This is a genomic window from Dryocola clanedunensis subsp. sulfonylureivorans (assembly GCF_016756775.1).
In the GTDB taxonomy this organism is placed as follows: Bacteria; Pseudomonadota; Gammaproteobacteria; order Enterobacterales; family Enterobacteriaceae; genus Dryocola; species Dryocola clanedunensis.
Genome location: NZ_JAERMU010000076.1, coordinates 1 through 734, shown reverse-complemented (window position 1 = coordinate 734; position 734 = coordinate 1). Strand labels below are relative to the sequence as shown.

At 61.6% G+C, this 734-nt stretch carries 1 protein-coding gene; it reads right to left on the bottom strand.

Annotated features, from left to right (window positions below; genetic code table 11):
• A partial coding sequence (locus HYQ67_RS23845) for a Clp protease N-terminal domain-containing protein (protein ID WP_272929798.1) occupies positions 1-686 on the bottom strand: 686 nt, incomplete at its 3' end.
• Positions 687-734: the final 48 nt, after the last annotated feature.

The window sequence follows — 734 nt, the reverse complement described above, 5'->3', positions numbered from 1 at the left end:
GAGAGAATATCCACCATCTGGCGAATTTCGGTGTCACGGCCAAAGACCGGATCGATGTTGCCTTCACGCGCTTTGGCGGTGACATCGAGAGTGAATTTATCCAGCGCGTTCTGGAGCGCGGGATTCAGCTCCCCCTCTTTTACCTCTGCTCCGTCTGCATGCCCTATCCTCTCCACGCTGCCGCCGCTCTGCGCCAGCCCGGCTTCCTGCTGAATATCAGGACGTTCGTCAGACTGCGCGTCCAGAAGGGGACGCAGACGCTCAAGCTGGCTCTGGCCCAGCGTCAGCAGCGGCCACAGGCCGTCGCAGCGGGCCAGTTTCGGCTTATCGACCAGCGCCATCAGCAGATGAACGCTGCGGATCTGCTCTTCCCCGGCGAGCGAGGCCAGCATCCAGGCCTCCTGCATCAGCGTCTGAATGCCGTCGGAAAGCTGCGGGCGGGTGCGCACCGAGCGCGGTAATTTATCCAGCCAGCCCAGTAAATCCTGCCACAGCGCATCCATGTCCCATTCGTAGCGGCGCGCCAGCACCGTCAGGTCACCTTCGCCCTGCTCCAGCAGCTTCAGCAGCCAGTGCTCGGGCAGGATTTCCGCATGTGCTCGGGTCTGACACAGTGAGGCAGCCCCTTCCATGGCGCGGGCGCAGTAAGGATTAAGACGGCGTAACAGGACGGCTGGATTTTCCATGAGTTTCTCTCTTTATGTCTTCCGGGCACGCTACCGCCCCTCGCTGTT